General features: G+C 41.6%; 6 protein-coding genes. 2 read left to right on the top strand and 4 right to left on the bottom strand.

The window, feature by feature from the left end; all coding sequences use genetic code 11:
- Window positions 1–144 precede the first annotated feature (144 nt).
- Together DWZ47_RS26090 and DWZ47_RS26085 are read left to right on the top strand one after the other, a co-directional pair.
- Window positions 145–1,170: an AI-2E family transporter gene (locus DWZ47_RS26090; RefSeq protein WP_004300618.1), complete on the top strand. Its 1,026-nt coding sequence runs from the start codon at window positions 145–147 to the stop codon at window positions 1,168–1,170.
- A 56-nt stretch (window positions 1,171–1,226) separates the two neighbouring features.
- Window positions 1,227–2,399: a glycosyltransferase gene (locus DWZ47_RS26085; RefSeq protein WP_117515191.1), complete on the top strand. Its 1,173-nt coding sequence runs from the start codon at window positions 1,227–1,229 to the stop codon at window positions 2,397–2,399.
- Window positions 2,400–2,426: 27 nt separating this feature from the next.
- On the opposite strand, the gene rimI is transcribed toward DWZ47_RS26085, so the two are convergent.
- The 4 genes from rimI to DWZ47_RS26065 form a co-directional block, all read right to left on the bottom strand.
- A complete protein-coding gene (gene rimI, locus DWZ47_RS26080; protein WP_117515189.1) occupies window positions 2,427–2,879 on the bottom strand; it encodes a ribosomal protein S18-alanine N-acetyltransferase in 453 nt (150 codons plus the stop codon).
- Between the two features lie 2 nt (window positions 2,880–2,881).
- Window positions 2,882–4,348 carry a RimK family protein gene (locus DWZ47_RS26075; protein WP_117515187.1) on the bottom strand — a complete coding sequence of 489 codons (1,467 nt, stop codon included), beginning with the start codon at window positions 4,346–4,348 and terminating at the stop codon, window positions 2,882–2,884.
- Between the two features lie 130 nt (window positions 4,349–4,478).
- The gene (locus DWZ47_RS26070; protein WP_004300622.1) at window positions 4,479–5,723 is read right to left on the bottom strand and encodes an ABC transporter permease; all 1,245 of its coding nucleotides are present in this window, start codon (window positions 5,721–5,723) and stop codon (window positions 4,479–4,481) included.
- A gap of 82 nt (window positions 5,724–5,805) precedes the next feature.
- On the bottom strand, window positions 5,806–7,005 hold the full coding sequence (locus tag DWZ47_RS26065; RefSeq protein ID WP_004300623.1) for a pyridoxal phosphate-dependent aminotransferase: 1,200 nt from the start codon (window positions 7,003–7,005) through the stop codon (window positions 5,806–5,808).
- Window positions 7,006–7,176: the final 171 nt, after the last annotated feature.

Below are 7,176 nucleotides of genomic sequence, written 5' to 3'. Positions count from 1 at the left end.
CAGAACTGTAAAATATAAAAGAGGTTGTGCCAACGTTTTGACACAACCTCATAATTCAATGATGATCATATCGACATTTCACTGTAAAACAAACCTTTCACGGTCTTCGAGTGTTTATTATCATATAAACGAATTTTACACGATATGAGCACCAAAGAACAATACTGGAAATATTCCCTCATTGTCATCATCCTGTTTATGGGAGTCATCATCTTCCGCCAAATCACTCCTTTCCTGGGGGGATTGCTGGGAGCACTCACCATCTACATTCTTGTACGCGGACAGATGAATCATCTGGTAGAAAAACGAAAGCTGAAACGAAGCATCAGCGCACTGTTGATTACCGCAGAAACGATTTTCGTCTTTCTTATCCCTTTGGGATTGACTGTCTGGATGGTGGCAAACAAGTTACAGGATATCAATCTGGATCCACAGACCTATATTGCACCTATTCAACAGGTAGCAGAATTCATCAAAGAGAAAACAGGATACGATGTATTGGGAAAAGATACGCTGTCATTCATCATGTCCATACTTCCCCGTATCGGACAAATTATAATGGAAAGCATCAGCAGCCTTGCCATCAACCTGTTCGTCATGATCTTTGTGCTTTATTTCATGCTGATTGGAGGAAAAAAGATGGAAGCTTATGTCAATGACATTCTGCCATTTAATGAAACCAATACGCAGGAAGTCATTCACGAAATCAATATGATTGTCCGTTCCAATGCTATCGGTATTCCCTTACTGGCTATCATCCAGGGAGGCGTGGCTATGATAGGCTATCTGCTTTTCGGAGCACCGAACATACTGATGCTGGGATTCCTGACCTGCTTTGCAACCATCATTCCGATGGTAGGTACGGCATTGGTATGGTTTCCTGTAGCCGCTTATCTTGCCATCAGCGGAGACTGGTTCAACGCCATCGGGCTTTTTGGCTATGGGGCTATCGTCGTATCGCAATCGGACAATCTCATCCGGTTCATCCTTCAAAAGAAGATGGCGGATACGCATCCGCTTATCACTATTTTTGGAGTAGTCATCGGTCTGCCGATATTCGGGTTTATGGGAGTCATCTTCGGTCCGTTGCTTCTTTCATTATTCTTTCTTTTTGTGGATATGTTCAAGAAAGAATATCTCGACTTGCGAAATAACCTCCCATCGAGATGACGGAACTACCGAAAAATTGTGTACTTTTGCGGCTGTAAAAACGACACTATAATTTGATGGAAACATTTACATTCAATACTGTCGAACTGATTCTTTTATCGGCGGCAGGTATTCTTTTTATCATTCAGCTCATTTATTATTTCGGCCTGTACAATCGAATACATGTCCACAATAAGGCTGTGGACAAAGAAGAGGCACATTTCACACGAGAACAGCCTCCACTTTCCGTGATTCTCTGCGCACGCAATGAGGCTGAAAATCTTCGTAAAATTCTACCTGCCATTCTGGAACAGGACTATCCACAATTTGAAGTGATTGTCATCAATGATGCTTCCACAGATGACACCGAGGATATACTGGGAGTGATGGAAGAAAAATATCCTCATCTTTACCATAGTTTTACGCCCGAAAGTGCACGCTATATCAGTCATAAGAAACTGGCTCTGACGTTAGGCATCAAAGCCAGCAAACATGACTGGCTGGTATTTACGGAAACAAACTGTATGCCCGCCAGCAACCAGTGGTTAAAACTGATGGCACGTAATTTCACTCCACAGACTCAAATTGTGTTAGGATATAGCGGATACGACCGCACAAAAGGATGGTTGCACAAACGTACTGCATTCGACGCTTTATTCCAGTCTTTGCGCTATCTGGGATTCGCGCTAGCCGGAAAACCTTATATCGGTATCGGACGCAACCTGGCTTACCGAAAAGAACTATTCTTTCAACAGAAAGGTTTCTCCAAATACCTGAATCTTCAACGTGGAGAAGATGATTTATTCATTAATGAGCTAGCTACCTCCTCCAACACCCGTGTTGAAACAGACTTCAACGCTACCACACGAATACAACCCGTATATCGCTACAAAGATTGGAAAGAAGAAAAGGTTAGTTATATGGCTACTGCCAGATTCTACCATGGAATACAGCGTTACCTTCTGGGATTTGAGACACTCTCCCGTTTGTTATTCTATATTACCTGTATAGCAGGTATCGTATTCGGGATTCTTAATTTCCACTGGCTGGTAGCAGGCATCGCATTCCTGATCTGGTTACTGCGCTTTACAATACAAGCTGTCGTTATCAACCGCACGGCCAAAGAAATGGGTGGAGGACGGAAATACTATTTCTCGTTACCCGTTTTCGACCTTATCCAACCTGTACAGTCATTGAAATTCAAACTCTGCCGTTTCTTCCGGGGAAAAGGGGATTTCATGAGAAGATAAACCGGATTTCGTGAAAAGGCAGACTTATTATTGAATCAATCGCTGCATATAAATAGCATCCGAACCATCGTGATAATAGCATGGCTTTATTCCAGCAGGAATAAAGCCATTTTTCATATATAGTCCGATAGCGGAAGTATTGGTCACTTTCACTTCAAGCGTAATCTTTGCAGCCTTACATTCGCCGGCCGTCTGAATCGTCTGATCCATCAATACCTGCCCCAGTCCTCTTCCTCTATAATCCGGATGAACAGCTATCGAATAGATTCTTAAATAGCGAGTTCCCCCATGAAATAACAGAGAGACATAAGCAATCACCCTATCCTCCTCCATCATCACATAGAAAGTTCCTTTCGAACGGCTTATCAGATAGGCAAACTGCTCCTTTGAGAAACTATCTTCCTGAAAACACTCCCACTCTATTTCCAAAATAGCGGGAATGTCTGCCTGCTGTGCTTTACGGACGAATATCTGCTCCATAATCAATAATGTTTCGTTTCTAACACTTGTTCAAAGTGATTCAACAAACGGTAATACATTTCATCACCGATAATGGCATCTTCCAGTCCATGATCAATGCTCGGATTATCATTGATTTCAATTACATAAGCCTTATCATCCACCATTTTCAGATCGACTCCATACAACCCTTTTCCTATCAGATTGGCAGCCTTAACAGCTGTATCCAATACCACACGAGGCACCTGATAAATAGGAATCGTATCTACCAATCCACAACGGCTTCTGCCCGAATCATAGTGACAGTAAATTTGCCAGTGTCCTTTTGCCATATAATATTTGCAAGCATAGAGCGGTACACCGTTCAATAGACCGACACGCCAGTCAAATTCCGTTGGAGTAAATGCCTGTGCCAGCAAGATTGCCGATTTTTCAAACAGTATCTTCAGACTGGCTTGCAGTTCCTCTTCGTTCGACACTTTTTTCATACCAATGGAATAAGAGCCATCCGGTATTTTCAGGATAAAAGGAGCACCTACCAGTTCGCTTATCTGTTCAAACGAATGATGGTTGGATTGAAAAATCAATGTAGACTTAGGAGCAGATATCTTTTCCTTCTCAAAAAGTTCTTTCAGATACACTTTGTTCGTACACCGAATGATAGACAACGGATCGTCAATAACAGCCATTCCGTTTTGTGCAGCCAACTGTGACAAATGGAATGTATAATGATTGAGTGAAGTTGTAGTACGAATAAACAAGGCATCAAATTCGAGCAAACGGATAGCATCATCTTCGGTTATCATCTCCACATGGATGTTCATTTTCTTAGCTACCTCCGTCAATTTGTGCAGAGCACCTTTATTGCTGGGAGGAAATTTCTCCTGTGGATCGACCAATACAGCGAGACTGTAACGGGAAGCCTTTGCCGACTTCGGTGCACGCCATATTTTCTTGTTAAAGTTATCCAGCGTATTGGCAAAGAAATCCTGCTCTGCATCATTAAGCTGATTCAGGGGAAGAAAATGAATGCCCTCGATCTGATTTCTGGGATGAGTATTCAAAGCCACTCTTAACAATGGGCAAGGGTAATTCTCGAAAATAAAACGCGCAATCCGTTCCAGACCTTTTTCCCGGCATTTGCCAAAGTAAATATTCAGGTACCAGATATCATCCTTGATGTCATTCTTCTGTATCCATTGATAACAAAGGGCTTGCAGACTACGGTCCATCCGCACCCCCGTTCCAACCTCCATTTTGTTGATGATATCAACATCCGGAATGACTTTCTGTCCTCTCGTTTGGGCTAGCAGCGAACAGTAATACCCTTCAGAGTTATAGCTGTAATCATTGCTAAGATTAATAACTAACTTCCGGTCTTTCTCCACCGGCTTGTTTTTTAGATAGTCGGAAACAGTCAGGACACTACTTGTCTCATAATACGGTTTCCAGTCATCCAGATTATCCAACAGAATTAACACATTATTCATAATGGTTAAAAATTAAACCTACAAGAGGATATTAAGTAAATTGGGCGCAAATATAGACATATTATTCACTCCACATCACGCAATAGACCAAATTATTTTTGCAGTAAAAATCAGATAGGAAAAAAGAGGATTATTCGTATCTCATGGAGCTTGCCGGATTGATCTTAGTGATAAGAAATGAAGGACCAATCAACATCAATACAGATGCACACAAAGTGCCCAAATTAATCAAGATAAAAAGTAAAACATTAAAAGAAACTGGAACAGTATCTACATAATAAGTCGCCGGATCAAGTTTAAAGAATCCGAATTGAGACTGAAGGATACAGAATGCCAAGCCAATGGCATTGCCCCAAAACATTCCTTTGCCAATCAAAAAGACTGCAAACCAAAGAAAGGTTCTGCGAATCGTGAAATTATTGGCTCCCAATGCTTTTAAAATCCCAATCATATTGGTACGTTCGATGATAATAATCAATAAACCGGAAATCATGGTGAAGCCAGCAACTCCTATCATCAAAATCAGAATCACCCATACGTTCAAATCCAATAAATCAAGCCAAGCAAAGATTTGAGGATTCAGTTGTTCGATGTTACGCACATAATACACACCTCCCAACTCATCTTGCCTGTTGTCAATATCAGTTGCGATCTCATAGGTTATATCTTCCAGTCTATCATAATCTTTCACCTGTAATTCCACACCGGTCACCTGTTCCGGTTGCCAACCGTTCAAACGATTCACCAGATTAAGATCCGTCAGTAAAAAGAGGTTGTCGTATTCGGAGAAATTCGTCTGATAAATTCCGGCAATCGTCAGGCGACGAGCGCGAATATCATCCTGTATATAATAGGTATATATCTTATCTCCCAGTTTCAACTTCATTTTAGTTGCCAACGCTTTCGAGATAAGTACTTGATTGGTAGAAACTGAATCACTGAAAACAGGAATCTCCCCTTCTACCAAATACTCTTTTATAAAATGGGGGTCAAACTCCGGACCTACACCTTTCAACACCATTCCTTGAAAAGCGTCATCGGTCTTAATCATACCCGGTTTGGTAGAGAAACGCTGCACATGGCTTATCTCCGGATAATCAGCAAGAGCAGTCATCATACTGTCTCCTACCACAATGGGATGGGTTTCGTAAGAACTGACCGCATCCAAATTAGTTATCTGGATATGCGACCCGAATCCTATAACTTTATTTCTCACTTCACTTTTAAACCCGATGACTACCGCCACTGCAATAATCATTACGGCCAAACCAATAGCAATACCCGCCATGGCAATGAGGACCGCAGGACGTGACACCTGCTTTCCGCCATCGCTTTCACGATAGATACGCCGGGCTATGAAAAGTGATAAAGACATTTGTTTAAGTATTAGGTATTAAGTATTAAGTGTAGCAGCAACAAACACCCCAGAAACTACGGTTAATACTTAATACTAGAATTTATTCCGTTCTTCCCGGATACACTTCCAAAGCCTTCTGCAAGACAAAAAGTGCACGGGTTAAATCTTCTTTTTTCAATACGTAAGCAATACGAACCTCGTTGATTCCAGATCCCGGAGTGGTATAGAAACCGGAAGCCGGAGCCATGAATACAGTCTGACCTTCATACTCAAAATCAGAAAGACACCATGCGCAGAACTTATCGGAGTCATCTACCGGAAGTTTGGCCACTGTATAGAAAGCTCCCATCGGAATGGGCGAATAAACGCCGGGAATACGGTTCAAACCGTCAATCAAACATTTACGACGTTCTACATACTCATCATACGTTTCGCGTGAATATTCTTCCGGAGCATCCAAAGAAGCTTCTGCAGCAATCTGTCCAATCAACGGAGGACTCAAACGAGCCTGACAGAACTTCATAACAGCATCGCGTATCTCCTTGTTTTTGGTAATCAACGCACCAATGCGGATACCACATTCGGAATATCGTTTGGATACCGAATCAATCAGTACCACATTATTTTCAATACCTTCCAGATGGCAGGCAGAAATATAAGGAGAACCGGTATATATGAACTCACGATATACTTCATCAGAGAAAAGGAATAAATCGTACTTCTTTACCAAGTCACGAATCTGATTCATTTCACGACGTGTATACAAATAACCGGTAGGATTGTTTGGGTTACAAATAAGAATCGCTTTCGTACGTTCATTAATCAGTTCTTCAAACTTCTCTACTTTCGGAAGAGAAAAACCTTCTTCAATGGTCGTAGCAATAGTACGAATCTTAGCCCCGGCAGAGATTGCAAATGCCATATAGTTAGCGTATGCAGGTTCCGGAACGATAATTTCATCTCCCGGATTCAGGCAGGAAAGGAAGGAAAAAAGCACGGCTTCCGAACCTCCTGATGTAATGATTATATCGTCTGCTGTAAGGTTGATATTGAACTTTGCATAATATCCCACTAATTTTTCGCGATAGCTACGATAACCTGCACTGGGGCTATATTCCAGCACTTTACGATCAATATTGCGTATCGCGTCAATCGCGGCCTGAGGAGTGGGCAGATCAGGCTGTCCGATGTTCAGGTGAAACACATGGACTCCGCGTTGCTTGGCAGCGTCTGCCAAAGGAGCCAGTTTTCTGATAGGAGATGCAGGCATCTCGTTTCCGCGAATGGATATGGTTGGCATAATTTTAACTACAAATTACTAATTACTATTTACTTTTTCTACTTGGAGCTGCAAATGTACGCAATAATTTGAATACAGAGACATAAAAACTTTAAAAACCTTAGCAAGGTTAAAATCGTTATGGTAAATTGAAAAGAAAGCTATACATTTGTCATACGGAAAACTTAAAAC

The organism is Bacteroides sp. AF32-8BH (assembly GCF_003435205.1).
Classification (GTDB): Bacteria; Bacteroidota; Bacteroidia; order Bacteroidales; family Bacteroidaceae; genus Bacteroides; species Bacteroides ovatus.
The sequence above is the reverse complement of the archived record's forward strand: the minus strand, read 5'-3'. Positions and strand labels throughout refer to the sequence as shown.

What these genes read in the sequence shown, in the direction of transcription:
- DWZ47_RS26090 (WP_004300618.1), top strand. Translation starts at nt 145, where the DNA reads ATGAGCACCAAAGAACAATACTGGAAATATTCCCTCATTGTCATCATC.
- DWZ47_RS26085 (WP_117515191.1), top strand. Translation starts at nt 1,227, where the DNA reads ATGGAAACATTTACATTCAATACTGTCGAACTGATTCTTTTATCGGCG.
- rimI (WP_117515189.1), bottom strand. Translation starts at nt 2,879, where the DNA reads ATGGAGCAGATATTCGTCCGTAAAGCACAGCAGGCAGACATTCCCGCT.
- DWZ47_RS26075 (WP_117515187.1), bottom strand. Translation starts at nt 4,348, where the DNA reads ATGAATAATGTGTTAATTCTGTTGGATAATCTGGATGACTGGAAACCG.
- DWZ47_RS26070 (WP_004300622.1), bottom strand. Translation starts at nt 5,723, where the DNA reads ATGTCTTTATCACTTTTCATAGCCCGGCGTATCTATCGTGAAAGCGAT.
- DWZ47_RS26065 (WP_004300623.1), bottom strand. Translation starts at nt 7,005, where the DNA reads ATGCCAACCATATCCATTCGCGGAAACGAGATGCCTGCATCTCCTATC.